The following is a 23572-nucleotide window of genomic DNA, read 5'->3' as shown; positions in this document are numbered from 1 at the left end:
GCTACCCGGCGGTTTTCAGGTCCATGGCGTCCTGATCACGCCCCCGTCGCTCGCGGACACCGCTTCGCCGTCCCGCCGAGGCGCGCGGGAAGCGGGCGTGCCGGTCCGGCGCCGGCGCACGACGAGGGCGTCGGGCATCCGGAAGGTGAGGTTGTCCGGGCACCACGGTTCGCGTAGCACGCTCACCCCGTCGAGCAGCGCGGCGGTCTCGGCGACCACCACGGCCGCCTCCATCCGGGCCAGCTGGTCGCCGACGCAGCGGTGCGCGCCGGCCCCGAAGGCCAGGTGTCGGCGGGAGCCGCGCTGCCCGGGCCGGAACTCGTCGGGCGCGTCGACGGCGGCCGGGTCCCGGCCGGCGCGGCCCAGCCACAGCACGACGCTGGCGCCCGCCGGCACGGGCGTCCCGCCCAGCGTGGCGTCCACCGCCGCCACCCGCCGCCAGGTGACGATCGGCGGCTCCAGCCGCAGCCCCTCCTCGACCACGTCGCTCGCCGCGACGGTGCCGGCCCGCAGGCCGGCGAGCACGGCCGGCTCGCCGGTCAGCCGGTGCAGCAGCAGGGTGAGGAACTGCGAGGTGGTCTCCTGGCCGGCCACCAGCAGGAAGAACAGCGCGCCGACCACCACGTCGGGCGGGTGCCCGGCGGCGCGCAGCGCGCCCGCCAGCCCGCCGCCGGTCGCGGCGAACTCCCGCAGTACCCGGTGGAACCGGCCGACCTCGCCGGCGAGGGCCCGCTGCCGGTCGGCGTCCAGCGGCGCCCAGAACAGCTCCAGGGCCGCGCGGGCGAACGCCTTCACCGCGCCGACCGGCGCGTCCGGCAGTTCGACCAGCCGGGCCAGCACCAGCAGCGGCAGGTCGGCGGAGAGTTCGGCGTGCAGGTCCACCGGTTCGCCGGCGTCCAACGCGGCGCGGATCCCGCCCACGCGCTCCCGGACCAGCCCGGCCAGCCAGGGCCGCTGCGCGGCGACGCGGCTCGGGTGCAGGGCGTCGGCGACGATCGCCCGGATCGCCGGGTGGCTGGCCGCGGAGTTGTTCGCCAGCGTCGGCGGCAGCCGGAACCGGTGCCCGGCCAGCACCCGCAGCGCGGCCACCGGGATCGGGGTCACCGCGTCGAGCGCGTTGTCCGGCCGGTAGGTGGCCGTGTCGGTGAGCACCTGGCGGACCAGGGCGTGCCGGGTCACGACCAGGTGTTCGACACCCACGTGGTCGGGCACCCGGGCCACGTCCGGCCAGCGCGGGTCGGCGGCCTGCGCCCAGCTGCGGAACAGCACGCGGACACGCTAGCGGCCGGCCCCCGGCAGCCCCGCCCGCAACTGCCACACCGTGGTGCGCTTCACCCGTACGCTCTCCAGCGTCTCGGGCACCGGCACGTCGTAGACGGCCAGCTCGTCGAAGCGCTCGCGGGGCAGGAAGGCCCGGCCGGGGTCGCCGACCAGCACCCGGCCCCCGGAGCGGGTGGCCCGGAGCAGGAAGCGCAGCACCCGGTTCGCCATCGCCTGGCTGTAGAACACGTCCCCGGCGAGCACCACCTCTGCCCCCGCGGTGTTGCCGTCGAGGATGTCGCCGAGTTCCGCGTCGACGCGTACCCCGTTGGCCTCGGCGTTGACCGCCACGGCCGCGACGGCCAGCTCGTCGATCTCCACGGCGCGGACGGCGGCGGCGCCGGCACGCGCGGCGGCGATCGCGACCAGGCCGGAACCCGCGGCGAGGTCGAGCACCCGGCGGCCCGCGACCAGCTCCGGGTGGTCGGTGACGTAGCGGGCCAGGGCCTGCCCGCCGGCCCAGGCGAAGGCCCAGAACGGCGGCGGCTGCGAGCTGCGGAACTCGCCCTCGGTCAACTCCCACAGCCCGATGGCGTCGTCTGCCTGGTGCAGCCGCACCTCGGGCACGAAGGCGACCGGCGCGAGGCTGGCGTGCAGTCGGACGAACGCGGCGGAGAGCTCGGACACGCCGGTGATTCTCCCCCGGGGCGCACCGGCCCGTGCCACCGGCCGCCGCCGTCGGCACGCGTCACCCCCGGCCCGCGCCACCACCGGGCACGGTGCCGGCCTGTCGCGGGACGGGGGTGACCGGTTCATCACCGTCGGTGAAAGTGGGCCCCGTGCTTGCCGACCGGTGCGAACACGCCCGTCTACCGGCCGGCCGGGGGCGCTGGCAGCGTTGCGGGCGGAGGCGGCCGACGGGAGGCGGGAACGGTGGTGACGGTGTGGCGGTACGCGCTGCGGGCCGGGATGGTGCTCGCCTGCCTGACCGGGGCGGGGCTTCCCGCGCCCGCCCGGGCGGCCTTCAGCACCGAGCTGAGCGGCCTGCCGGCGCGGTTCACCGCGGGCGACCGGGTGGAGACCGTCTCCGCCGTGGTCTCCCGTGCCGGCGGCGGCTGCGTCAAGGTCCGCTGGTCGATGGTGCTGCGGGTGCGCGGGATGCGGCTCGACCAGGTCAGGATGGACCGGGTCGAGGAGGCCGGTTCCTTCCCGCTGGAGGTCCGCACCGACGGGGACGTGGCCCGGCTGACCGACCGGCGGCTCGACCCCGGCACGCTCTGCCCGGGCCGGACCGTCACCGCCCGCTACCGGCTGGCCTTCGCGCGGGACGTCACCCGGGGGCGCGTCACGCTCGCCGCCGAGGCGTACGACGCGAACCTGCGCCTGCTGTCCCGGCAGACGGCGACCCGTTCCGTGGTGGGGCCGGACGCCGGAGCCACCCCCTCCGGGCGGCCGGGCGCCGGCACCACCGGGAGCGGGCCGGTGGTCGACGCGGAGCCGGGGCCGGCGACGCCGGGGGAGAGCGGGCCGGCGACGACCGGGGAACCGCCCGCCGCCGACGAGCCCGGAACAGACGCCGTGCCCGCGGCGGCCGGCGGCGGGCGCCCGGTGGCGCGCTCCGGCGTCTTCGGGATGACGCAGGCCGCGTTCCTGCTGGGTGGGCTGCTGCTCTCCCTCGGCCTCGGCCTGCTGCTGCGGCTGCGACAGCTCACCCGGGCGGGCGGCCCGGCCGAGGACGACGCCCGGCCGGCCCGGGGCCGCGACCGGCCCGCCGCGACCGGCCGGTGGCCCGCCCGCCGCTGACCGGACGACCGACCCCGACCGGTATCCGGCCGCGGGCAGGCGGCTCCTGAGCGGGCCCGGCCGCTGGCGCCGGTCCGGCCGGCCCGGCGGCCGGCGTACCGCACCGGCGGGGTCCGTCGGGGTCGGCCGGCGCGCCGACCGACCCCGACGGGCGTCACCTCGAGAACGCCTGGAACTCGGCGATCCGCACCTGCGTACGCGCCGGGCTGGCGGTCGCGCAGTCGGTGGTCGTCGCCGGGTCGTCGTCCTGCTCACCCGCGTAGGCCGGGCCGCCGGTGCACTGGCTGGCCAGCACCTCCAGCCGCAGGTGCGTGGCCAGCGTGGTGCGCACCCGGAACTCGCGCAGGTTGACGTCCCGCACGTACGCCCGGTACGCCCCGCCGGGGAACGCGTCGGACGCACTGGTGTGGATCCGCCGCCAGTTCGCCGGGTCGGCGCAGTCGGTCACCTTCGCGTTGCAGGCCGAGACCGCGAACGAGCGCAGCGCGCTGAGCGCGTTCTGGCTGCCCGGGTCGGGGTCGCCGGCGATCGCCGGGCGCAGCATGGCGCTGACGTTCACCCGCCGTACGAGCTGCGGCGCGTCCCCGGGCAGCGCCACGGTGACCCGCCTGCCGGCCACCCCGTCCAGGGAGGCCCAGTTGGTGGCCTCGGTGTCGTCGGCGATCCGCTCCAGGTTGACCCCGTCCCCGGTGATCGTCGCGCCGGACGCGGTGGACGCCAGGTTCCGGCTCATCCGCAGGTCGACGTGGCCCTTCCGGCCGGCCTTGGCGACCACGGTCAGCCGCTGGTGACCGAAGCCGGGCGCGACGGCGAGCAACTGGTACGTGCCGGGCACCAGCTCGATCCGGTCCGGCAGCGCGGTCGCGGGATCGGTGTCGGCCACCGGCACCGCCCGCGCCTCGTACGCCCCGACGTAGACCCGGATCGGCGCGTCGGCGCTGTCGCCCTTCGGGCGGAGGGTGAGCACGGCGTTGTCGGCGTCGGGGGTGGCGAAGCTCGGCGTCGGGTCGGTGTCGGCGGCGCCGTCGGTGACGGCGTCCCGGCCCATCCCGGAGCGGGCGAACTCGGCCCAGATCAGGTCCTGGTTGGCGCCGCCGAAGCGGAGCAGGTCGGCGGTGAGCATGTTGTCCCGCATGTCGAGCATGCTCACCTGGCTGGCGGCCTGGAGCAGGAACGAGTCGAAGACCAGCTGCGACCAGCGCCGGTTGCCCGGGCACCGCTCCACCGCCACCTTGCCGAGCGCGCAGTCGAGCTGCCGCTGCGGGGTGCCGACGCCGTACCGCTTCATCAGCGCGGCGCGGACCCGGAAGTTGGTGGCGCTCCAGATCTCGCCGTCGGCGTGCACGGCGGGCCCGCCGGTGTTGTAGCCGACGTCGGAGTAGTTCAGCGGGCTGCGGCTGAAGTCGTGGTTGCGGATCCCGCTGACCAGGTTGCCGGTGACGTAGCCGCCGGTGACGTAGGGCGTCTCGCCGGGGGCGCGCAGCCCGTGCTGGAACAGGTACTCGGCGGCGAGCAGGTCGCTCCACGACTCGCCCATCGAGCCGCCCTGGTGCCCGCTGATGCCGCTGTCCGGGCCGGCGATCATGCGGTTGGTGATGGCGTGGGTGTACTCGTGCCCGATCACCGTCATGTCGTAGTCGCCGTCGACGCAGGGCGGGTAGGGCCCGCCGGCCTGCGGCTGCCACAGGTACATGTTGGTGGTGGGCGGCAGGCCGTCGCGCGGCGTGCCCTGGTTGGCGTTGTTCCGGTTGCCGCTGAGCGCGCCCTGCTGGGCGCGGCCCTGCTCGGCGTCGCCGCCCAGGCCCTCGGGGGTCAGGTTGACCGCCTGGAGGTTCCAGGTCGCCTCGGTGAAGCCCAGGTGCCAGGCCCAGTCGTGCATCCGGTTGTGCATGGCGAACAGGTTGCCGATCGCGGCGTCGCCGTCGTTGCGCGTCGCCGAGGTGAACGCCTCGGGGTTGCAGCGGGACTGGTGCCACCGGTCGGTGAACGGGTACTCGTAGCGGCGCTCCGGGCTGGGCGTGGCCGGTACGGCGGGCGTGCCGCCGCCCCAGGAGAGCACGGTGTTGGCGGAGTTGCCGCGCGCGGTGCCGGTCGGCGCGCCGGTGGCCGCGTCGACGTCCCACGGCTGGCCGGTGGCCGGGTCGCGCAAGGCCGCCCGGCAGCCCGGCGCGGGGTCGCCGCACCAGCGCACCCGGGGATCCTGCCCGGGGCCGAGGTCGCGCGGCGGGGTGGCCGGGAAGACGGCCCAGCTCGGGTTCTCCGAGTCGAAGTCGACCAGGTCCTCGCGGATGAGCACCTGGCCGGTGATCCCGTCGACGTAGGTGGCGAACGCCGCCGGGTGGTCGGCGTCGGCGGCGATCAGGGTGACCTCGTAGGCGGCCCGGGGGCCGTCGAGCGGGGTGGGCACGGCCACGGGGCGGACGGTGTGGCTGCGTACCGCGTCGGCGGCCAGGCCGGCGTCGGCGAGCGCGGCCGCGTACGCCTGCTCGTCGGTGAGGGTGGCCGGTGCCGGCGCCGCGGTGTCCCGGGACAGCGACGAGCTGACCGCGAGGACCTTGCCCCCGGCGACCGCGACGGTGACCAGGCCGTCGTGCCCGGCCGGCAGGCCGCCGAAGCGTTGCCGGAGGGTGACGACCGCGCCGGCGCCGATCGGGCGGACCAGGACCCGGTCCATCGCGTCGACCGCGGCGGCGTCCAGGCCGAAGAGGTCGTGGTGGCCGGTCAGGTACGCGCGGGCGGCCGCCTCCGGCTCGGCGGGCAGGCCGGAGGCGAGCGGCGTGCCGCCGGGGCCGAGCGCGTGCGGGGTGCCGAGCCGGTTCCAGCGGGCGTCCGGGTCGGCCCGGCGGGCCAGCCCCCGCTGCCGCGCGTCGGGGGCGGCGGAGCCGGGACGGTTGTCGACGTCGGCGTGCTGGTGCTGCCCCTCGGCGAACGGGCCGGAGCGCCGCTCGGTGGGGGCGCCGCCGGTGGGGGCGGCAGCGGCGGGGGCCGTGGGGAGCAGCGCGGCGGCCACCGCGGTCGCCGCCAGGACGGGAACGAGCCGGCGTCGGCGCCGGCTCATCCAGGGTGTCCACTCCGGTGATGCCACGGGACCTCCTCGTGGGAGCGGGGCGGCCGGCTCTCCGCCGGCCCGCGCAGCGCGTGGTACGCATGCGCATCTGTGGATATCAGCCCGCCCCCGACGGGGACAAGGGCCGCGCCGCCCGGGCGGCCGGACGCGCCGAAGGTTGTACAAATCCAGTCCCTTGTATGCGTCGCTGCCGGCTGTCACAGGCGGGGCGGGACGACAGGTCGGAGCCGGCCATGCCCTCGACCCCGGTGCGGCGGGCTGGCGGGACGCCCGCCGGCCGTTCTGGCTGTTGGCGCTGCTCGTCCCGGTGCTGCCCTTCGTCGGCTGGGCGGCCTGACGGGCCACCGGCGACGCGTGGGCCTGGCGGCTGACGCCCGCCGTGGTGTTCGGGCTGATCCCGGTGGTCGACCTCCTGCTCGGCGAGGACCGGCGGAACCCGCCCGACGGGGCGGTGCCCCGGCTCGCCGCCGACGGCTACTACCGCTGGCCGACCTACCTCTACCTGCCCGCCCAGTACGCCGCCCTGGTGCTCTGCTGCGCCGTCTGGGCCCGCGGCGGCCTGACGGTGCTCGGCGCGGCCGGCCTGGTCGCCACGATCGGGGTGGTGGACGGCATCGCCGTCAACACGGCGCACGAGCTCGGCCACAAGCGGGAGAGGGCGGAGCGATGGCTGTCCAAGCTGGCCCTCGCCCCGGCCGCGTACGGGCACTTCCACGTCGAGCACAACCGGGGCCACCACACCCGCGTCGCCAACCCGGCCGACCCGGCCAGCGCCCGGCTGGGGGAGAGCTCCTGGCCGTTCTTGCCGCGTACCGTCTCGGGGAGTCTGCGCTCGGCGTGGCGGCTGGAGGCCGGTCGGTTCCGCACCCGGGGCGCGGACGGTACGGGCGCGGGCGGGGTCAGGGGGTCCAGTCGGGGTCGCGGCCGAAGGCGGCCACGAGGTGGTCCTGCTCGTCCGCCCGCGCCGGCACGTCGACCCGCGGGCGGACCAGCCGGCCCCGCCGGTACTCGTCGATCCGCAGACTGAACCACCGGGCACACTCGACGACCACGTCGGTGTCCAGCCGGGGGTCCGCGCCGATGGCCACGGCCAGGTCCCAGCCGTGGATCAGGTGCTCCGCGCTCAACTGGTGCAGGTACTCGTCGGCGGGGGTCTCGCCGGCGGAGAGCGCGACGGTGCGGTGCAGTGCCGCAGGCCGGGTGAAGGCCAGCTCCGCCTGGGCCGCCGCGTCCCGCGCCGCGCCGGCCGGGTCGGGGCCGAGCAGGTCGCCGTCGTAGCGGTCGCCGACCTCCTCGATGGTCCGGCCCGCGAGCAGTGCGACGCTCCACCGGTCCTCGGCCACCACGTGGTTGACCAGCGCCCGGACGTCCCACTCCGGGCAGGGGGTCGGGTCCGCCCACTGGTCGGGTCCGACCTGGTCCACCCGGTCGGTGAACTCGGCCAGGCTGCGGCGGTACGTCTCCAGCGGGTCCATGCCGACGATTGTTCCGGCTGCCCCCGCCCGCCGAGCCGTTTTGCCCGCTTCGCGCGGCCGGCGGTCCGCCCGTGCCCGGCGCCCTCGGTGGCGCGGCCCCGCTCAGTCGAGCTGGTCCGGGTCCAGCCCCAGCTCGCGGGCGGTGGCCAGGCGGACCCACTCGGCGAACTGCCGGCGGGAGATCACCCGGTCGTGCACCGCGAACTGCACCGCGAGGCCGTCCATCACGGCGCTGATCCGCCACGCGGCCCCGGCAGGGTCGGCGCACTCGAAGGTGCCCTCGTGGACGCCGTCCCTGATCACCGTGGCCAGGTCCTCCCGCCAGCGCAGGTCGAGCCGGCGGGAGACCTTCTCCAGCTCCGGGGTGCGCAGCGACTCGGCCCAGCCGTCGATCCACATCGCCCAGGAGGTCGCCCGTCCGGCCGGCGTGTAGAGCCGGACGATCCGCCGGAGCTTGGTCAGCGGCGGGACGTTGGACCGCATCACCGTGTCCAGCCGGGCCAGGTCCTGCTCCACCGCGTACGCGAAGGCCTGCGCGAGCAGCCGGTCCTTGGTGGCGAAGTGGTAGAAGACCAGGGCCTGGCTCACCCCGGCGGCCTGTGCCACGTCGGCCGTGCGGGTGTTGGCCAGCCCGCGTTCCACGATCACGTCACAGGCCGTGCGGAGCAGGGCATCCAGGCGGATTTCGGCCGCACGTCTCGTCACGCCGTTACGGTAGCCCATCGGGACGAACACGAGCAGTTACGGATCACGCTCCGCCCGTGCCCGGGACAGTCGGAAGCCGGACAGTTCCGGAACCGGCGCCGCCGGACCCGCCGCCCACCGGATGAAGAAGAAGCCCCGGGGGAAGTTCCCCATCCTCCTAGGAAGCCTCGCGCGTGGTGGGCCGGCACCCGATCCTCTCCGGTGTCGTCCGGATCCGGCCGCCTGTCCTCCCGATCCGGCCGCCGCCGGACGCGCCGCGCAACGGCCCCGATTTGGCAACCGCTCGCCCACTCGGCTAAAGTTCTCACCCGTCACCGGTTAACGCCGGAGACAAGCGGACGTAGCGCAGCTGGTAGCGCATCACCTTGCCAAGGTGAGGGTCGCGGGTTCGAATCCCGTCGTCCGCTCGGAGCTGCCGCCACGCATGACGGGGGCAACCTCGGTGGGGTGGCCGAGAGGCGAGGCAACGGCCTGCAAAGCCGTGTACGCGGGTTCAAATCCCGTCCCCACCTCGGTAACAAGCGAGGGCGATTGGCGCAGTGGGAGCGCGCTTCCTTGACACGGAAGAGGTCACTGGTTCAAACCCAGTATCGCCCACCAGCACGAGGGCCCGTCACCATCCGGTGGCGGGCCCTCGTCGTATCCCGCCCCACGTCGAGCCCGCGCGGCGGTGACGAGCAGGCGCTGCGCTCCGGCGACTCGGTGCTGGTGCAGGTCACGGACGCCGGCGGGAAGAGCCCGAGGCCACCGGCGGGGGAGGGTGCCCCCTCGCGCCGGCGGCGACCGCCCCGTCCACGGCCGTCGGCGCGGACGGGGCGGACGCACCTCCCCCCCGGAGCGACTGGTCGGACGTGCTCCCCCGTGCCGCGCGTCCGGACGTAGGTCGGTGGACGGCCGGCGTCCCCGTACCGGCCGCATCCCCACGGTAGGAAGCCCCTGCGGGGGAAGGCGAGGAGCGATCCGCACAGCGAGGGCGTCGAGGGTGCCGGGCTGCACAGCCACTCCGGCCCGCCGTCCGGCTCGCTGCCGTCCTCGGCCCGGCCCGGAGCGAGGCCCCTCAGTCCGGCCGGGAGTCGAGGACCCGCAGCGCCAGCCACAGCTCGTGCCGGGCGCTCGGCCCGCGTAGCAGGGAGCGTCCCAGGGCCTGCTCGGCCCGGCCCAGCCGCTTGCGTACGGCGGACACCGAGATCCCGAGCGCGGCGGCGGTGCCGGGGAGCCGGCCGTCGGCGCGGAGCCAGGCGCGTACCGTCGCCAGGCCCACGGCCGTTTCGTCGGCGCCCAGGGGCGCGACCTGGTCGTACGCCCAGAGGCGCAGGTTCGGGGCGGCCAGCAGCCGGTCCAGGCCGTTCCAGCGGACGTCCTCCTCGCCGCCGGCAGCCCCGCCGCGCGGCCCGCCGCCGGACGCCCCGCGCGCCCCACCCCCGGGTTCTCCGTCCGGGTCGGCGGGAGCGCCGCCGCCGACCGTCCCGGCCGGGACGCCGTCGCGCCCGCCACCGCCACCGCCGCCGTCGCCGGGTGCGGTCGGGCCGAGCAGTCGCAGGGCCAGCCACGCGACCGACTGGTCGGAGACCCGGGACAGGTCGAGGGCGAGGCGGTCGCGCAGCAGGGCCAGCCGGGCGGCCAGGGTGTTGCGGTGGATCCGCAGGTGGCGGTGGGCCGCGCCGTCGAAGGCGAGCCACGAGCCGAGCGTGGCCAGCAGTTCCTGCCCGTCGGGGTCGGTGCGTCGGCCGGGCCGGTACGACAGGCACGGTGCCAGCAGCGTCGAGGCCCAGTCGCCCCCGGCCGGGCCCAGTGCGGACCGCAGGTCCGCCGGGCGGTCGAAGCGGCAGTGCCCCTCCGGCCGGCTCCGGGCCACCGCGAGCGCGTGGAACGCCTGCTCGTAGCCGACGGCGGTGCGGTGCAGCGGGACCGGCTCGCTCACCCCTACCCGGGTGTCCGGCACCCGCTGACTGATCAGCCGGTCCGCCGCGTCCGGGTCGGAGCCGCGGGCGCCCGGCGCTCCGCCGTGCTGCGGAACCAGCGCGATGAGGTGCCGGGAGCGCACGGGGCAGGGCACCACCCAGGCGCGTCCGCCCAGCGCGCGGGTCACCCGCCCGGCCGCCTCGCCACGTCGGCCGGGGGCGCACTCCACGACGCACACCCGGGCCACGTCCGGCAGTTGGGGGCGCAACGCCGCGGCGACCCGCCGGGCCGGCGCCACGTCACCGACCATGAGCAGGTGCAGCACCGCCTCCCGGCCGCGGCCGTCGCCGGCGGCCACCCGGCGCCGGGCACGCTCGGAGCGGTCCAGCCGCCAGCAGAGGGCGAGCAGGCGCGCGGCGTCGGCGAGCAGGTCGCCCGGGACCGGGTCCACGGGGTCGACGGCCGCGAGCCACGGTGGCGGGTCCGTCCCGCCGTCGGGATCGCAGTCCGCGCCGTCCCCGGGATCCCCGGCACGGAGGGCGACGAGGTGGACGGTGGGCGCTCCGTCGCCGCCCCGCACGGCCGCGGGGGTGCCGCGCGCGTGCAACTCGGGTACGGCGCGGGCGGCGGCGGTCAGCACGGCCGCCGCGAGTGGGTGTCGACCTGCCCGGACGCTCAGGACCGTGCCGTCGGCGCCGATCAGGGCGACGGTGGCGGCGGACCGGCGGGCCAGCTCGCCGAGGACGGCCGGTACGGGGTCGGGGCCGGCGGCGAGCCGGGTCATCGCGACGACGGCCTCGGCGCGCTCGGGGCGGGAGCGCGACGGTGTCCGTCCGCGCGTCCGCGACCTGTCCGGCTCCGTCCGCATGGCAGCAGACGCTATTACCCGGTGACGGCGGTCGCCACCGAGCCGGTCGAGGCATGACCCGGCGGCGGGCTTCGGACCGGTCGTACGGGCTGCCGGGACGGGACGTGCCGGTCACCCGAGGAGGGCGACCGGCACGTCGACGGTGCGGTTCGCGACCGTTCAGCTCCGGCGGCCGCGTGGACCGGTGTCAGAGCGGCGGGGCGACGTCCCGTCGCTCCTCGACCCGGCGGTACTCCACCGGCTCGGTCGTGCTGACCACCTGGCGGCGGCGCCCCCAGATGAGCGTGGTCATGATGAGGCCGAGCACACCGGCCGCCATCAGGATCCAGCCGACGACGTCCAGGTTGATGCCGCCGAGGTTCGCATCGAGCGCGAAGGTGAGGATCGCGCCGAGCGCGATCAGGAAGATGCTGGTGCCGATACCCACGACAGCCTCCTTGGTCAGGGGATGTGGTGTGCTGTCGATGGACCTCAGTACCCCGCCGTTGAGCGGTGCAACCATCGCCGGGTCGGCGGCGGCGGGGCTGCCTGTCGGGCGATCTTGCCGTCGGGTAGAGTCTGCTCGTCGCCGACGAACACCGGCGGCACGCGGACGTAGCGCAGCTGGTAGCGCATCACCTTGCCAAGGTGAGGGTCGCGGGTTCGAATCCCGTCGTCCGCTCGCGATCCGCCCAACGTGGTCCGGCCTGCCGGACGGGGCGGTCACCCCGGGCGATTGGCGCAGTGGGAGCGCGCTTCCTTGACACGGAAGAGGTCACTGGTTCAAACCCAGTATCGCCCACCACGTGCACGGCGTACCACCGGGCCGCGTTCCGGTGCGCGCGCCGCACCGGTCCCGGGGCGGCGACCGGCGACCGGACCATGAGCACCGACGCCCCGGCTCACCGCGCGTTCGCCACCCCGCCGAGGTCCACGAGCCGCGCCGACGGCCAGCCCCAGCCCAGCTCGGTGAGCAGGCCGGTCACCGCCCGCCTGGCGCCCGGGGCGTCGCCCCAGAGCGTCGACGGCGACAGGGCCAGGCGTACGAGTTCGCCGCGCGCTGATCCACCACGGGGGCCCGGCTTCTGCCGTGGGCAGATCCGCTGACCGTGAACGGGGTGCGGGGTGGCCGTCCGGGGCCGGCACAGTGGAGCGCATGAGACTGCTGGTGCTCGGTGGAACGGGATTCGTGGGTGGCGCGACGGTCGCCGAGGGGGTGCGTCGCGGCTGGACGGTGACGGTCTTCAACCGCGGACTGCACGGCGGGCCGCCGGAGGGCGTACGCCGGTTGCGGGGCGACCGGACGGCGCCCGGCGGGCTGTCGGCGCTGGCGGACGGCGAGTGGGACCTGGTGGTGGACACCTGGGACGGCGCGCCCCGGGCGGCGCGGGACGCCGCCCGGGCGCTGGTCGACCGGGTCGACCGGTACGTCTACGTCTCCAGCGGCTCGGTCTACGCCGCGCCGGTCGCCCCCGGCTCGGACGAGGACGCCCCCGTGGTGGCCGCCGCGCCGGACGCCCCCGACGGTGACTACGCGGCCAACAAGGCCGGCGCCGAGCGCGCCGTGCGGGAGGTGTTCGGGGAACAGGCGCTGATCGCCCGGGCCGGGCTGGTCCTCGGGCCGGGGGAGGACATCGGCCGGCTGCCCTGGTGGCTGACGCGGATCGCCCGGGGCGGGGACGTGCTGGCCCCGGGGCCGGCCGACCTGTCGGTGCAGTACGTCGACGTGCGGGACCTGGCCTGCTGGATGCTGGACCGGGGCGCGCAGCGGCGGGGCGGCACGTTCAACGTGGTGAGCCGCGCCGGGCACACCACCATGGGCGAGCTGCTGGACGCCTGCGTGGCGGCGACGGGTTCCGCCGCCCGGCTGCGCTGGACCGACCCGGAGCCGATCCTGGCCGCCGGGGTGGTGCCGTGGAACGATCTGCCGATCTGGATCCCGGCCGGGCACGAGTACCGCTGGTTGCAGGAGCGCGACGTCGAGCGCGCGTACGCGGCGGGGCTGACCTGTCGCCCGGTGGCCGGGACGGTCGTCGACACCTGGGCGTGGCTGCGACAGGTCGGCACGGTCCCACCGCGGGCGGGACGGCCGCAGCGGGCCCCGGTCGGGCTGGACCCGCGGCGGGAGGCGGCGCTGCTCTCCGCGACGGGCATGGGTGGCGCCTGACCCCGGTCGGACGAGAGGCGCCGGTTCACCCGCCGGTCAGGATCGGGTCACCGGCAGGTCGAGCACCTCGTCCACCACGCGGCGCGGGGTCGGCCAGCCCGGCTGGCCGTACCCGACGCGCAGCACCATCTGCGGCGTGCCGAACCGCCCCAGCGAGAGCCGCAGCTGATCGCGCGCCGACGGCACCTCGATCGGCTGGGACAGCATCGACGCCGCCAGCCCCGAGTCCGTCGCCGTCAGCAGCACCCGCTGCAACGCCTGCCCGGCGACGACCTGGTCGACCGCCGTGTTGCCGGGCGAGCCGAGCACCGCCACCAGCGGCTCCGGTTCGAAGTCCCGTCCCGGCGCCCGGTCGAGGCCACCGAAGCCGCGCGACGGCAACACGTCCTGCGGCTCGCCCCGCGGGCCGCCCGAGGCGGCCGGCACCCCGTCCGGGGCGGGCGTGGCGCGCACCCACTCCTGGCGCTCGGCCCGGTACTCCGGGCTTCGCTCCAGCACCCGGTGGGCGCCCCGGGCGATCTCGGCGAACGCGTTCACCGCGCCGACGCCGACCAGCAGCTCCAGCCAGCACCGCTCCGCGCGGGCCGCCTCGGCGAGGCGCCAGCGGGCGTCGGCGGGTACCGGGTCGGGCCAGAACGGCGCCCGGTTGCTGTACCGCCGGGGGATGGCCGAGTGCAGCGCCCGCTCGGCGGGGGTGGGGTGGCGCGGTACGTCCGGCACCAGCCGGGCCACCACGTCCGGCTCGGCCGGGTGGGGGCGCAGCCGGACCGTCGCCGGGGTGCCGGCCACGGCCAGGGCGAGCCGCAGGTTGAACAGCGCCGCCCCGCAGGCGATCCGGGCGCCCCAGCCGTTCGGGTCGGTGGCCGGCAGCCGCCGGTCCGCGTCGACCAGCACCTCGATGCCGCCGTCGCGCAGCCGGAACCGCCACGGCTGGGTGTTGTGCATCGACGGTGCCCGTACGGCGTCGGTCGCGGCGGTCCGCAGTTGCTCGACGGTGAAGCCGGTCTCCATGGTCGTGCTCCTTCCGCGACAGGTCGTGCCGTACCCGACTGGTTCCTCCCCACCGTGCGCCGCTCGTCGGGGAGCGGGCAGGGCCGGACATCCCGACCCCGTGGGCCCGACCGGCCCCGCCGCCGCCTGCCGGTGCCGACGGCCCGTCGCCGGTCCGGCCCGGGGGGCGGGTGACGCCGCTTCGGGACCTTCGGCCCGTGCGGGACCGGACCGGCAGGGGGTAGAAACGAGGGATGATCCGCGTGTTCCTGCTCGACGACCACGAGGTCGTCCGCCGTGGCCTGGCCGACCTGCTGCAGAGCAGCGGTGACATCGAGGTGGTCGGGGAGTCCGGGCTCGCCCAGGAGGCGACCCGGCGCATCCCGGCCCTGCGGCCGGACGTGGCGATCCTCGACGCGCGGCTGCCCGACGGCAACGGCATCGACGTGTGCCGCGACGTACGGGCCGTGGACTCCTCGATCAAGGGCCTGATCCTCACCTCGTACGAGGACGACGAGGCGCTCTTCGCGGCGATCATGGCCGGCGCGGCGGGTTACGTACTCAAGCAGATCCGCGGCACCGACCTGGTCGACGCGGTACGCCGGGTGGCCGCCGGCCAGTCGCTGCTCGACCCGGCGATCACCACCCGGGTGCTGGACCGCATCCGCAGCGGCGTCGAGCAGCCCGCCGAGCTGAGGTCGCTCACCGAGCAGGAACGGCGGATCCTGGAGTACGTCGCCGAGGGCCTCACCAACCGGGAGATCGCCGGGAAGATGTTCCTGGCCGAGAAGACGGTCAAGAACTACGTCTCCAGTGTGCTTGCCAAGCTGGGTCTGGAACGCCGTACCCAGGCCGCCGTCCTGGCCACCCGCCTACTCGGCAAGCCCCACTGACCCTCTCCCACCCACCGCCCCGCCCCGCCCCGCCCCACCCACCCCGCCGCCTCCGCCTCCGCCCCGCCCTGCCTCCACGCCTCCGCGTCGCCTTGATCGCCGCCGATCTTGCAGTTCCGGCCCTTCGTGCGGTGGATTCGCCCCTTCTGCCCGGGCGACAAGTGCAAGATCGCGAGGGACGTGGGGCGGAGTGCGCTGCCCAGCGCCCACCGCCACCCTCGTCGTGTCGCCGATCTTGCACTTGCGGCCCGTGGCGCGAGGCATATGCCCCCTTTGCCGGGGCGGAAAGTGCAAGATCGCGGGGGCGTGGGGCGTGGGGCGTGGGGCGTGGGGCGTGGGGCGTGGGGCGTCAGGTGGCGGGCGGGGGTCAGTCCCGGAGCGGGACCGACCAGTGGAGTTCGGTGCCGTGGGGTTGGGCTCGGCGTACCTCGAACTCGCCGTCGTGGCGCTCGGCGCGCTCGCGCAGGTTGACCAGGCCGCCCCGCGCGGCGGCCGGGTCGCAGCCCACCCCGTCGTCGGTGACCGTGAGCGACACGCGGCCGGCGTCGACGCGCACCGCCACCTCCACCCGGGTGGCGCGGGCGTGCCGTACGGCGTTGGAGAGGGCCTCGCGCAGCACGGCGGTGAGCTCGGGGCGGACCGCGTCGGGCACGGCGCTGTCGATGGGGCCGGTCAGCTCCAGGCCCGGCCGGTGGCCGAGCGCCTCGGCGGCCGCCTCGACGGCCTCCCGGATCTCGGTGCGCAGTGTCGCGCTCATGGGGGTACGCAGCTCGAAGATGGTGCGGCGGATGTCCTTGATGGTGGCGTCCAGGTCGTCGACGGCGGCGTTGATCCGCCGGGCGACCTCCGGTTTCGTCGTCATCGGGGCGGCGCTCTGCAGTTGCAGCCCGGTGGCGAAGAGCCGCTGGATGACCACGTCGTGCAGGTCCCGGGCGATGCGCTCGCGGTCCTCCAGGACCACCAGCAGTTCCCGTTCCTCCTGCCCCCGGGCCCGCTCCATGGCCAGCGCGGCCTGCCCGGCGAAGCTGCCCAGCAGGGCCGTGTCGTCGTCGTTGGCGACGGGCGCCCGGTCGGGCCGGTGCGCGATCACCAGCACGCCGTGCAGGGTGTCGGCGGTGGCCAGCGGCGCGACCACCGCCGGGCCGGTCCGCAGCAGCGCCGGCCAGGGGGCGGCGTGGGCCAGGTCGGCCACCCGGTCGTGCCGGCCCTCGGCCACGGCGGCGGCGAAGCTCGTCTCGGCCGCCGGCAGCACGGTACCGACCAGCGCCCCGGACTGCTCGTCGGCGCCGTCCACCACCTCGACGGTGAACTCCTCGGCGTCGGGGTCGTAGAGCAGCACCAGTGCGACCTCCGCCTCGGCGACCTCGCGGGCGCGCCGCGCCACCAGGGCCAGGGCGTCGGTGCGGCGCACCTCGCCCAGCAGCACGCCGGTGATCTCGGCGGTCGCCGCGAGCCAGCGTTCCCGCCGGTGGGCCAGCGCGTACAGGCGGGCGTTCTCGATCGCCACGCCCGCCGCGGCGGCGAGCGCGACGACGATCTCCTCGTCGTCCTCGGTGAACTCGGCGCCGCCCTGCTTCTCGGCCAGGTAGAGATTGCCGAAGACCTGGTCGCGGATGCGCACGGGAACGCCGAGGAAGCTGTGCATCGGCGGGTGGTGCGGCGGGAACCCGTAGGACTTCGGGTGCTGGGTGATGTCGGGCATCCGCAGGGGGCGGGGATCGTCGATGAGCAGGCCGAGCACGCCCCGCCCGTGGGGCAGGTCGCCGATGCGGGCGTGCAGCTCCGGGCCGATGCCGTGGGTGATGAAGTCGTGCAGCAGGTGGTCCTGGCCGAGCACGCCCAGCGCGCCGTAGCGGGCGCCGGCCAGCTCGCAGGCCGCCCGCACGATCCGTTGCAGCGTGCTGCGCAGGTCGAGGTCGGTGCCGATGCCGACCACCGCGTCGAGCAGGGCCCGCAGCCGTTCCCGGCTGGTCACCACCTCGCCGACCCGGTCCAGCATCTCCTGGAGCAGCTCGTCGAGTCGCACCCGGGACAGCGGGCTGAGCCCCAGCGAGGGCGTCACGTGCCGTTCGGGGTGCTGGCTCGCTGCGCTGTCGGACACCGGGCGATGGTATCCGCCCGGTGTCCGTGGCCCGATCGCCGTTACGCGTCGGTGGGTCGCACCGCCGAGGTGTCCACCACCTGGGCGACGGCGAGCCGCGGGGTGTGCGGCGGCCCCGCGTGCGCCGGGTCCGCGATCCCCAACCGCAGCACGAGGTACGGGTAGCCGAGACCGGCCAGCAGCCCGCGCAGGGTCTGCCGGGTGCCCGCCACCTCCACCACGCCGCTCAGCGGCACCACGGAGATCCCGAGCCGGGTGGCGGTCAGCCAGGCGGCCGAGAGCGCCTCCCCGGCCCGCAGCCAGCTGTCGGGCTCGTCCTCGTCTCCGTAGAGCAGCCCGTACACGGCGGCCCGGTCGTGCCCGGCGCCGATCGGCAGGGTGCCGGGGCGGCCGAAGTCGCGGGCCGGCACGGTCGTCTGCGGCGCCTCCGAGGGCAGCACCTCCGGCGGCAGGCCGGTGCCGGCGTCGCCGCGGCTGGTCCAGTACTCCAGCTCCTCGCGCAGCTGCGGGTCCTCCGCCTCGACGCTCGCCGCGCGCCCGGCCGTGGCGGCCAGCTCCAGGACGTTGTCGCGGTCGAGGAACTGGAGCTGGCAGCCCTCGGCGGCGACCGTCGAGGCGATCTCCCCGAGGGCGCTGGTCGGCACCGGCTCGTCGCTGACCGGCCGCCGGTCGGTGTGCCGTACCCGCATGCACTGCACCAGACGCATGGCGTCGGTGTCGGCGTCCGCGCGGGCCAGCCCGGTCAGCCGGGCCAGCAGGTCCGGGTCGGCGGGGTCGGGCATCCGTTCCACCAGGGCCGTCCAGCCCTCCGCGGCCAGCGCGACCCGCGCGTGGTGCAGCGCCGCCCCGCAGCTGTACGCCATCAGCCGCCCCTCGGGGTCGGTCGCCGTGAGCCGGGGGTCGCGGACCATCCGCAGCTCCAGCGCGTCCGGCAGGACCCGCCACCGCCACGGTTGGCTGTTGTGCATCGACGGGGCGTGCCCGGCCGTCGCGGCGGCCTCCGCGAGTGCGGTGGTCAGCGGGCGGCCCGTCGCCGGCGTCTCGTGGCTCATCGTTACGACCTCTCCGTCTTTCCCCGTCGTGCCCCGGCCCGGTGGTGTCCCGGGCGGGGTTGCCGCTCCATCCTGCGCCATGCCACGTACGGCCGCACGCGGGTCACCGAGCGCCGCCGGCCCGCGCGGCCGGTCGCAGACCGGCCGCGGGAGACCCTCCGGCGCGTCGGAACCCGACCGCGAGGCCTTTCCGCGCACTCAGCGTTCGCGGACCACCGCCACCGGGCAGCTCGCGTGTTGGATGAGCTGCTGGCTGACCGATCCGAGCAGCATCCCCTTCAGGCCGCCCCGACCGCGGGTGCCGACCACCACCAGGCACGCGGCGCGACTGGCGTCGACCAGCAGGGACGCCGCGCTGCCCTGCGTCACCGCCACGGTGACCGCCACCTCGGGGAACGTCGCGCCCCACCGGGCCAGCGGCTCGTCCAGCTCGGCCCGGTCGGCCGCCGCGGCCTCCCGCGCCTCGGGACCCGCCGGCGGGCGCTGACCGGCGGGCGCGTGCCAGGCCCGCACCACGCACAGCGGCACCCGTCGGGCCGCGGCCTGCTCGAACGCGAAGCCCAGCGCCAGCAGCGAGCACTCGGAGCCGTCCACGCCGACCGCCACGTGCCCGCTGCGCCCGCCGGCGGCGGAGTCGCCACGGACCACCACCACCGGGCAGTGCGCGTGCGCGGTGACCGTGACGGCGGTCGAGCCCACCAGCAGCCCGCCGAAGCCGCCGTGCCCCCGGGTGCCCAGCACCAGCAGGTCGGCGCGCTCGGAGCGTTCCTGGAGCACCAGCGCGGGCGGCCCGTCGAGCACCTCACCGGTGACGGTCAGCTCCGGGTGGGCGGCGGCCGCGTCCGCCGCCGCCTTGTGCACCAGCTCCTCGACCTGCCGGCGGGCCGTGTCGTCCGGCCAGATGCCGGGAGCGACGCCGGGGCCGATCCAACCGGCCACGGTGAGCCACTCGAAGACGTACGCCAGCCGCACCGGCCGCCCGGTGCGGCCGGCCTCCTCCAGCGCCCAGTCCAGCGCCGCGGCGGCGTCGGCGGAGCCGTCGTAGCCGACCAGGATCTCGTTGCCGCTCATCGGGACCACCCTTCGTCCGCGGCCGCGGGGCTCGCGAGCCCACTGCTCACTGGTCACCCCGGAGTCCGGGGTCCGTCTCGCGGACCCAGCGCCACTCGGCGACGCGGGGATCGTCCTCGCCGTGCCGGCGGGTGTGGTCCCGGCACGCCTGGCGCGCGTCGACCATCTCCTGCCGCAGGTGGGCGGCCCGGTCTGCCAGCCCCGGCACCCGGTCGATCACGTCGATGACCAGGTGGAAGCGGTCCAGGTCGTTGAGCATCACCATGTCGAACGGCGTGGTGGTGGTGCCCTCCTCCTTGTAGCCGCGTACGTGCAGGTTGTCATGGTTGGTCCGGCGGTAGGTGAGCCGGTGGATCAACCACGGGTAGCCGTGGTACGCGAAGATGACCTGCTTGTCCCGGGTGAAGATCGTGTCGAACTCCTTGTCCGACAGCCCGTGCGGGTGCTCCGACGCCGGTTGCAGACGCATCAGGTCGACCACGTTGACCACCCGCACCTTCAGCTCCGGCAGGTGCCGGCGCAGCAGGCCGGCGGCGGCCAGCGTCTCCAGCGTCGGCACGTCCCCGGCGCACGCGAGCACGACGTCCGGCTCGCTGCCGGCGTCCGTGCTGGCCCAGTCCCAGATCCCGACGCCGCGCCGGCAGTGCTGGACGGCCTCCTCCATCGACAACCAGTTCGGGGCGGGCTGCTTGCCGGCCACCACCACGTTGATGTAGTGCCGGCTGCGCAGGCAGTGGTCCATCGTGGAGAGCAGCGTGTTGGCGTCCGGCGGCAGGTAGACGCGTACCACCTCGGCCTTCTTGTTGATCACGTGGTCGATGAAACCGGGGTCCTGGTGGGAGAAGCCGTTGTGGTCCTGCCGCCACACGTGGCTGGAGAGCAGGTAGTTCAGCGACGGCACCGGCGCCCGCCACGGGATGCCCCGGGTCACCTTCAGCCACTTGGCGTGCTGGTTGACCATCGAGTCGACGATGTGGATGAACGCCTCGTAGCTGGTGAAGATGCCGTGCCGCCCCGTCAGCAGATAGCCCTCCAGCCAGCCCTGGCACAGGTGCTCGGAGAGCACCTCCATCACCCGCCCGTCGGGGGAGAGGTGGTCGTCGCCGGGGACGGTGCCGGAGACCCAGACGCGGTCGGTGACCTCGAACGCCGCGCCGAGCCGGTTGGAGGCGACCTCGTCGGGCCCGAAGAGGCGGAACGTCTGCGGGTTGGCGGTGATCACGTCGCGGACCCAGGGGCCGAGGGCGCCGGTCGCGCCGGCCGCGGTCTCGCCCGGGTGCGGCACGTCGACGGCGTAGTCGCGGAAGTCCGGCAGTGTCAGGTCGCGCATCACGAGGCCGCCGTTGGTGACCGGGTTGGCGCTCATCCGCCGTTCGCCCCTCGGCGGCAGCGCCGTCAGTTCGGCCACCGGCGCCCCGGTGGCGTCGAAGAGCTCCTCCGGCCGGTAGCTGCGCAGCCAGCGCTCCAACTCGGCCAGGTGTTCCGGGTTCCTGCGTACCTCCGACAACGGAACCTGGTGCGCGCGGTACGTGCCCTCGACCTGCTTGCCGTCGACCTCCCGCGGCCCGGTCCAGCCCTTCGGCGTACGCAGAATGATCATGGGCCAACGGGGGCGTTCGACGGTGCCCCCGGAGCGGGCCTGCCGCTGGACGGCGGCGATCTCGTCCAGCGCCCGGTCCAGCGTGCCGGCGAGCACCTGGTGCACGGTCGCCGGGTCGTCCCCGGCGACCACGTACGGCTGGTAGCCGAAGCCGCGCATCATGGCGAGGAGGTCGTCCTCGGGGATCCGGTCCAGCACGGTCGGGTTGGCGATCTTGTAGCCGTTGAGGTGCAGGATGGGCAGTACCGCGCCGTCGCGGGCCGCGTTGAGGAACACGTTGGAGAGCCAGCTTCCGGCGAGCGGGCCGGTCTCCGCCTCTCCGTCCCCGATCACGCACGCCACCAGCAGGTCGGGGTTGTCGAACGCCGCGCCGTAGGCGTGGCTCAGCGCGTACCCCAGCTCGCCGCCCTCGTGGATCGAACCCGGCACCTCCGCCGCCACGTGGCTGGGGATGCCGCCGGGGAAGGAGAACTGGCGGAACAGCCGTGCCATGCCGGCCTCGTCGCGGTCGATGTGGTGGTACACCTCGCTCCAGGTGCCCTCCAGCCAGGTGTTCGCGACGATCGCCGGGCCGCCGTGCCCCGGCCCGGTGACGAACATGGCGGAGAGGTCACGGGCGACGATGACCCGGTTGAGATGGGCGTAGAGCAGGTTCAGCCCGGGGCTGGTGCCCCAGTGCCCGAGCAGCCGGGGCTTGACGTGCTCGGCCGTCAACGGCTCGCGGAGCAGCGGGTTGTCCAGCAGGTAGATCTGCCCCACGGTCAGGTAGTTCGCCGCCCGCCAGTAGGCGTCCAGCCGGCGCAGCTCGTCGTCGGTCAGGGGACTGTCCAGGTCGGGAGCGGTGTCCATACTGCATGAGCCTCTCGCGGGTAGGGGAGTCCTGCATCCTCGGAGCGCGGATCGGGCCGGCCGGTGTCAGCTTCCCCGACCGGTGCCGGTGTCGATCAGGGCCGTTGGTCCCGTGCCGGGCGGGCGTCAAGCCCGTCCCGGCAGCGCGGTCAGCCCGCGCACCACGATCACCGGGGCGGGGGAGTGGTAGAGCAGGGCCTGGCTCACCGCGCCGAGCATTCCCCGCCACGGCTCGTCGCCCCGGGCGGCGACCAGCGCCACCTGCGCCGAGCGGGACTGGTCCACCAGGACGGTGCCGGGATCACCGCGGATCGCGTGACACTCCGTCGCCACGGACGGGAACCGGCGTGCGGAGCGGGCCACCATCGCGACGAGCGGGTCGGGCTCCACGGCGCCGTCCCCCGGCTCGACGACGCGGACCGCGAGCAGCCGCGCCTCCCGCCGGGCCGCGCACTCGAACGCCCAGTCCAACGCGACCTGGGAGCTGACGGAGCCGTCCACCCCGACGAGCACCGGACCCTGCGGGGGCGGCTGGCGTCGGGCCACCAGCACCGGGCAGCCGGCCCGGGCGGCGAGCTGCACCGCCGGCGCGTCGACCGGTACGCAGTCGGCGCAGTCCGCCATGCCGCCGTCGCCCACGGCGAGCAGGAACGCCGACTCGGAGTGGCGCACCAGGGTGGCGACCGGCGCCCCCTCGACGATCTCGCCGCTGACCGGCAGCGCCGGCTCGATCTCGTGGGCGATCGTCGTGGCCCGGGAGATCAGCTCCTCGGCGTCGGCGCGCGGCCCGGCGATCGACGGGGCCTCCAGCGCCGTCGTCCAGTTGAACGCGTGCACCAGGAACAACGGGCGGCCGTGCGTGGCGGCCTCCCGCGCGGCCAGCCCGACCACCGGCAGGTTGCGTTCCGAGCCGAGCCCCACCACCACCGCCTCGTCGGAGGCTGCGGCCATCCGAATCACCTCCGCGGGCGTCGCGCCGGCTCTTCTGTCGAGGCTAGTCCGGCGGGTACGGCGGTGGGGCGGGATCGGCGGGTGCGGCGTCCCCTGGATTGGATCCCCGCCCCGGGCACGGCGGGGTCGCGCGGTCGCCGGTCATTCGCGGTCTGCCGCCCGGCGCGTCGCCGGGTCGACCCGGTGCGACGGTCGTCCGGTCCGGTGGCGGCTGTCCGGTTCGGCTCGGGCCGGCTGGGGTGATCGGGTCCGGTCGTGTGGTTTGTCCGGTCTGTGGGTGTGGTCGGGGGCATGGTGGGGGCGGAATCGTGGCGGGGGTGGGGGCGTTACACCCTGCGTACGACCGAGGCAGGGTACGACCGAGGCAGGGTCCGCCGGCAGGTGGGTGTGTCTGTCGGGGCCGGCGGAATGTTGGCGGGCCGGTGGTCGTTGCACAGGGTCCGGCCGACGTGAGGGCGTTCCCCCGCCCCGCCGGTCCGGTCTCCGGTCGAGACGGCCGATCTGGTCTTTGGTCTTCGGCGCGTGATGTCGGAGATTCCCCTGAGTACATGAGCGCCGACGGTGCTCGCATCCCCACCGAGATCCCCCTTTTCGGTGTGCGGGGTGCCGACCCCCGAATGGAGCTTTGTTGTGAACACGATGCTGCGTAAGAGCGTGCTGGGTGTTGCTGGTCTGGCGTTTGCCGGTGGTGTGTTCGCCGGTCCGGTCGCGGCTCATGCCGTGCCGTCGGTCGAGGGCGGGCCGGTGGCGGTGGCCGTGCGGGCCGACAAGGCGTCGCCGGACATGGGCAAGTTGGTGCCGCACGGTGTGCAGGGTGCGCAGTCGCGTGTCGAGTTGTC

General features: G+C 75.6%; 16 protein-coding genes, 5 tRNA genes and 3 pseudogenes. 10 read left to right on the top strand and 14 right to left on the bottom strand.

The features are described from left to right. Positions 1-111: 111 nt before the first annotated feature. Together V6V16_RS12740 and V6V16_RS12735 are read right to left on the bottom strand one after the other, a co-directional pair. Positions 112-1277, bottom strand: a pseudogene (locus V6V16_RS12740) (cytochrome P450); the annotation flags it as partial. 1 nt (position 1278) lies between these two features. Beyond that, positions 1279-1947: a class I SAM-dependent methyltransferase gene (locus V6V16_RS12735; RefSeq protein ID WP_334562210.1), complete on the bottom strand. Its 669-nt coding sequence runs from the start codon at positions 1945-1947 to the stop codon at positions 1279-1281. Between the two features lie 249 nt (positions 1948-2196). Between V6V16_RS12735 and V6V16_RS12730 the strand changes: the two genes are divergently transcribed. Then, positions 2197-3063: a hypothetical protein gene (locus tag V6V16_RS12730; RefSeq protein ID WP_334562209.1), complete on the top strand. Its 867-nt coding sequence runs from the start codon at positions 2197-2199 to the stop codon at positions 3061-3063. A gap of 154 nt (positions 3064-3217) precedes the next feature. Here the strand turns inward: V6V16_RS12730 and V6V16_RS12725 are convergent, their stop codons facing one another. Next, positions 3218-6148 carry a M36 family metallopeptidase gene (locus V6V16_RS12725; RefSeq protein ID WP_334562208.1) on the bottom strand — a complete coding sequence of 977 codons (2931 nt, stop codon included), beginning with the start codon at positions 6146-6148 and terminating at the stop codon, positions 3218-3220. Positions 6149-6509: 361 nt separating this feature from the next. Between V6V16_RS12725 and V6V16_RS12720 the strand changes: the two are divergent. After that, a pseudogene (locus V6V16_RS12720) lies at positions 6510-6980 on the top strand (fatty acid desaturase); the annotation flags it as partial. 49 nt (positions 6981-7029) lie between these two features. On the opposite strand, the gene V6V16_RS12715 reads toward V6V16_RS12720, so the two are convergent. Together V6V16_RS12715 and V6V16_RS12710 are read right to left on the bottom strand one after the other, a co-directional pair. Continuing rightward, entirely contained in the window at positions 7030-7605 is a 576-nt protein-coding gene (locus V6V16_RS12715; RefSeq protein WP_334562207.1) for a TIGR03086 family metal-binding protein, read from the bottom strand. Positions 7606-7707: 102 nt separating this feature from the next. Then, positions 7708-8310 carry a TetR/AcrR family transcriptional regulator gene (locus V6V16_RS12710; RefSeq protein ID WP_334562206.1) on the bottom strand — a complete coding sequence of 201 codons (603 nt, stop codon included), beginning with the start codon at positions 8308-8310 and terminating at the stop codon, positions 7708-7710. A gap of 334 nt (positions 8311-8644) precedes the next feature. On the opposite strand from V6V16_RS12710, the gene V6V16_RS12705 reads away from it, so the two are divergent. From V6V16_RS12705 to V6V16_RS12695, 3 genes are all read left to right on the top strand, one after another. Continuing rightward, positions 8645-8717, top strand: a tRNA-Gly gene (locus V6V16_RS12705). Positions 8718-8751: 34 nt separating this feature from the next. Then, positions 8752-8822: transfer RNA gene (locus V6V16_RS12700), tRNA-Cys, on the top strand. Positions 8823-8835: 13 nt separating this feature from the next. Continuing rightward, a tRNA-Val gene (locus V6V16_RS12695) sits at positions 8836-8910 on the top strand. A 457-nt stretch (positions 8911-9367) separates the two neighbouring features. Here the strand turns inward: V6V16_RS12695 and V6V16_RS12690 are convergent. From V6V16_RS12690 to V6V16_RS12680, 3 genes are all read right to left on the bottom strand, one after another. Then, positions 9368-11080: a helix-turn-helix domain-containing protein gene (locus V6V16_RS12690; protein ID WP_334562205.1), complete on the bottom strand. Its 1713-nt coding sequence runs from the start codon at positions 11078-11080 to the stop codon at positions 9368-9370. A gap of 187 nt (positions 11081-11267) precedes the next feature. Next, positions 11268-11507 (bottom strand): DUF6458 family protein, encoded by a 240-nt coding sequence (locus tag V6V16_RS12685; RefSeq protein ID WP_334562204.1) that lies wholly within the window; start codon positions 11505-11507, stop codon positions 11268-11270. Positions 11508-11551: 44 nt separating this feature from the next. Further along, a complete protein-coding gene (locus tag V6V16_RS12680; protein WP_334562203.1) occupies positions 11552-11698 on the bottom strand; it encodes a hypothetical protein in 147 nt (48 codons plus the stop codon). Here V6V16_RS12680 and V6V16_RS12675 point away from each other — a divergent pair. The 3 genes from V6V16_RS12675 to V6V16_RS12665 all read left to right on the top strand — a co-directional run bounded on the left by V6V16_RS12675 (position 11669) and on the right by V6V16_RS12665 (position 13226). Then, a tRNA-Gly gene (locus V6V16_RS12675) sits at positions 11669-11741 on the top strand. The two genes, V6V16_RS12680 and V6V16_RS12675, sit on opposite strands and share 30 nt — an antisense overlap. Before the next feature lie 48 nt (positions 11742-11789). Beyond that, positions 11790-11864 (top strand) — tRNA-Val (locus V6V16_RS12670). Between the two features lie 351 nt (positions 11865-12215). Further along, positions 12216-13226, top strand: a complete 1011-nt coding sequence (locus V6V16_RS12665; protein WP_334562202.1) for an NAD-dependent epimerase/dehydratase family protein — start codon at positions 12216-12218, stop codon at positions 13224-13226. Positions 13227-13262: 36 nt separating this feature from the next. Here the strand turns inward: V6V16_RS12665 and V6V16_RS12660 are convergent, their stop codons facing one another. Then, complete coding sequence (locus V6V16_RS12660) at positions 13263-14237, bottom strand: Acg family FMN-binding oxidoreductase (RefSeq protein WP_334562201.1); 975 nt, start codon at positions 14235-14237, stop codon at positions 13263-13265. Positions 14238-14470: 233 nt separating this feature from the next. Here V6V16_RS12660 and V6V16_RS12655 point away from each other — a divergent pair, with 233 nt between their 5' ends. After that, positions 14471-15109 (top strand): response regulator transcription factor, encoded by a 639-nt coding sequence (locus tag V6V16_RS12655; RefSeq protein WP_334562199.1) that lies wholly within the window; start codon positions 14471-14473, stop codon positions 15107-15109. A gap of 367 nt (positions 15110-15476) precedes the next feature. On the opposite strand, the gene V6V16_RS12650 is transcribed toward V6V16_RS12655, so the two are convergent. The 5 genes from V6V16_RS12650 to V6V16_RS12630 all read right to left on the bottom strand — a co-directional run bounded on the left by V6V16_RS12650 (position 15477) and on the right by V6V16_RS12630 (position 22733). Further along, entirely contained in the window at positions 15477-17108 is a 1632-nt protein-coding gene (locus V6V16_RS12650; RefSeq protein WP_334562265.1) for a sensor histidine kinase, read from the bottom strand. Between the two features lie 143 nt (positions 17109-17251). Further along, on the bottom strand, positions 17252-18262 hold the full coding sequence (locus V6V16_RS12645; protein ID WP_442934075.1) for an Acg family FMN-binding oxidoreductase: 1011 nt from the start codon (positions 18260-18262) through the stop codon (positions 17252-17254). 198 nt (positions 18263-18460) lie between these two features. Next, the gene (locus tag V6V16_RS12640) at positions 18461-19333 is read right to left on the bottom strand and encodes a universal stress protein (protein WP_334562198.1); all 873 of its coding nucleotides are present in this window, start codon (positions 19331-19333) and stop codon (positions 18461-18463) included. A gap of 46 nt (positions 19334-19379) precedes the next feature. Next, positions 19380-21782, bottom strand: coding sequence for a phosphoketolase family protein (locus tag V6V16_RS12635; protein WP_334562197.1), 2403 nt, complete (start codon positions 21780-21782; stop codon positions 19380-19382). 126 nt (positions 21783-21908) lie between these two features. Then, entirely contained in the window at positions 21909-22733 is an 825-nt protein-coding gene (locus tag V6V16_RS12630) for a universal stress protein (RefSeq protein ID WP_334562196.1), read from the bottom strand. 630 nt (positions 22734-23363) lie between these two features. Between V6V16_RS12630 and V6V16_RS12625 the strand changes: the two are divergent. Continuing rightward, positions 23364-23572 (top strand): annotated as a pseudogene (locus V6V16_RS12625) (hypothetical protein); the annotation flags it as partial.

Origin of the sequence: Micromonospora sp. CPCC 205561, from assembly GCF_036906775.1 — a bacterium.
Lineage (GTDB): Bacteria > Actinomycetota > Actinomycetes > Mycobacteriales > Micromonosporaceae > Micromonospora.
The sequence above is the reverse complement of the archived record's forward strand: the minus strand, read 5'-3'. Positions and strand labels throughout refer to the sequence as shown.

What these genes read in the sequence shown, in the direction of transcription:
- V6V16_RS12715 (WP_334562207.1), bottom strand. Translation starts at nt 7,605, where the DNA reads ATGGACCCGCTGGAGACGTACCGCCGCAGCCTGGCCGAGTTCACCGAC.
- V6V16_RS12690 (WP_334562205.1), bottom strand. Translation starts at nt 11,080, where the DNA reads ATGCGGACGGAGCCGGACAGGTCGCGGACGCGCGGACGGACACCGTCG.
- V6V16_RS12665 (WP_334562202.1), top strand. Translation starts at nt 12,216, where the DNA reads ATGAGACTGCTGGTGCTCGGTGGAACGGGATTCGTGGGTGGCGCGACG.
- V6V16_RS12660 (WP_334562201.1), bottom strand. Translation starts at nt 14,237, where the DNA reads ATGGAGACCGGCTTCACCGTCGAGCAACTGCGGACCGCCGCGACCGAC.
- V6V16_RS12655 (WP_334562199.1), top strand. Translation starts at nt 14,471, where the DNA reads ATGATCCGCGTGTTCCTGCTCGACGACCACGAGGTCGTCCGCCGTGGC.
- V6V16_RS12650 (WP_334562265.1), bottom strand. Translation starts at nt 17,108, where the DNA reads ATGCTGGACCGGGTCGGCGAGGTGGTGACCAGCCGGGAACGGCTGCGG.
- V6V16_RS12645 (WP_442934075.1), bottom strand. Translation starts at nt 18,262, where the DNA reads ATGAGCCACGAGACGCCGGCGACGGGCCGCCCGCTGACCACCGCACTC.
- V6V16_RS12640 (WP_334562198.1), bottom strand. Translation starts at nt 19,333, where the DNA reads ATGAGCGGCAACGAGATCCTGGTCGGCTACGACGGCTCCGCCGACGCC.
- V6V16_RS12635 (WP_334562197.1), bottom strand. Translation starts at nt 21,782, where the DNA reads ATGGACACCGCTCCCGACCTGGACAGTCCCCTGACCGACGACGAGCTG.
- V6V16_RS12630 (WP_334562196.1), bottom strand. Translation starts at nt 22,733, where the DNA reads ATGGCCGCAGCCTCCGACGAGGCGGTGGTGGTGGGGCTCGGCTCGGAA.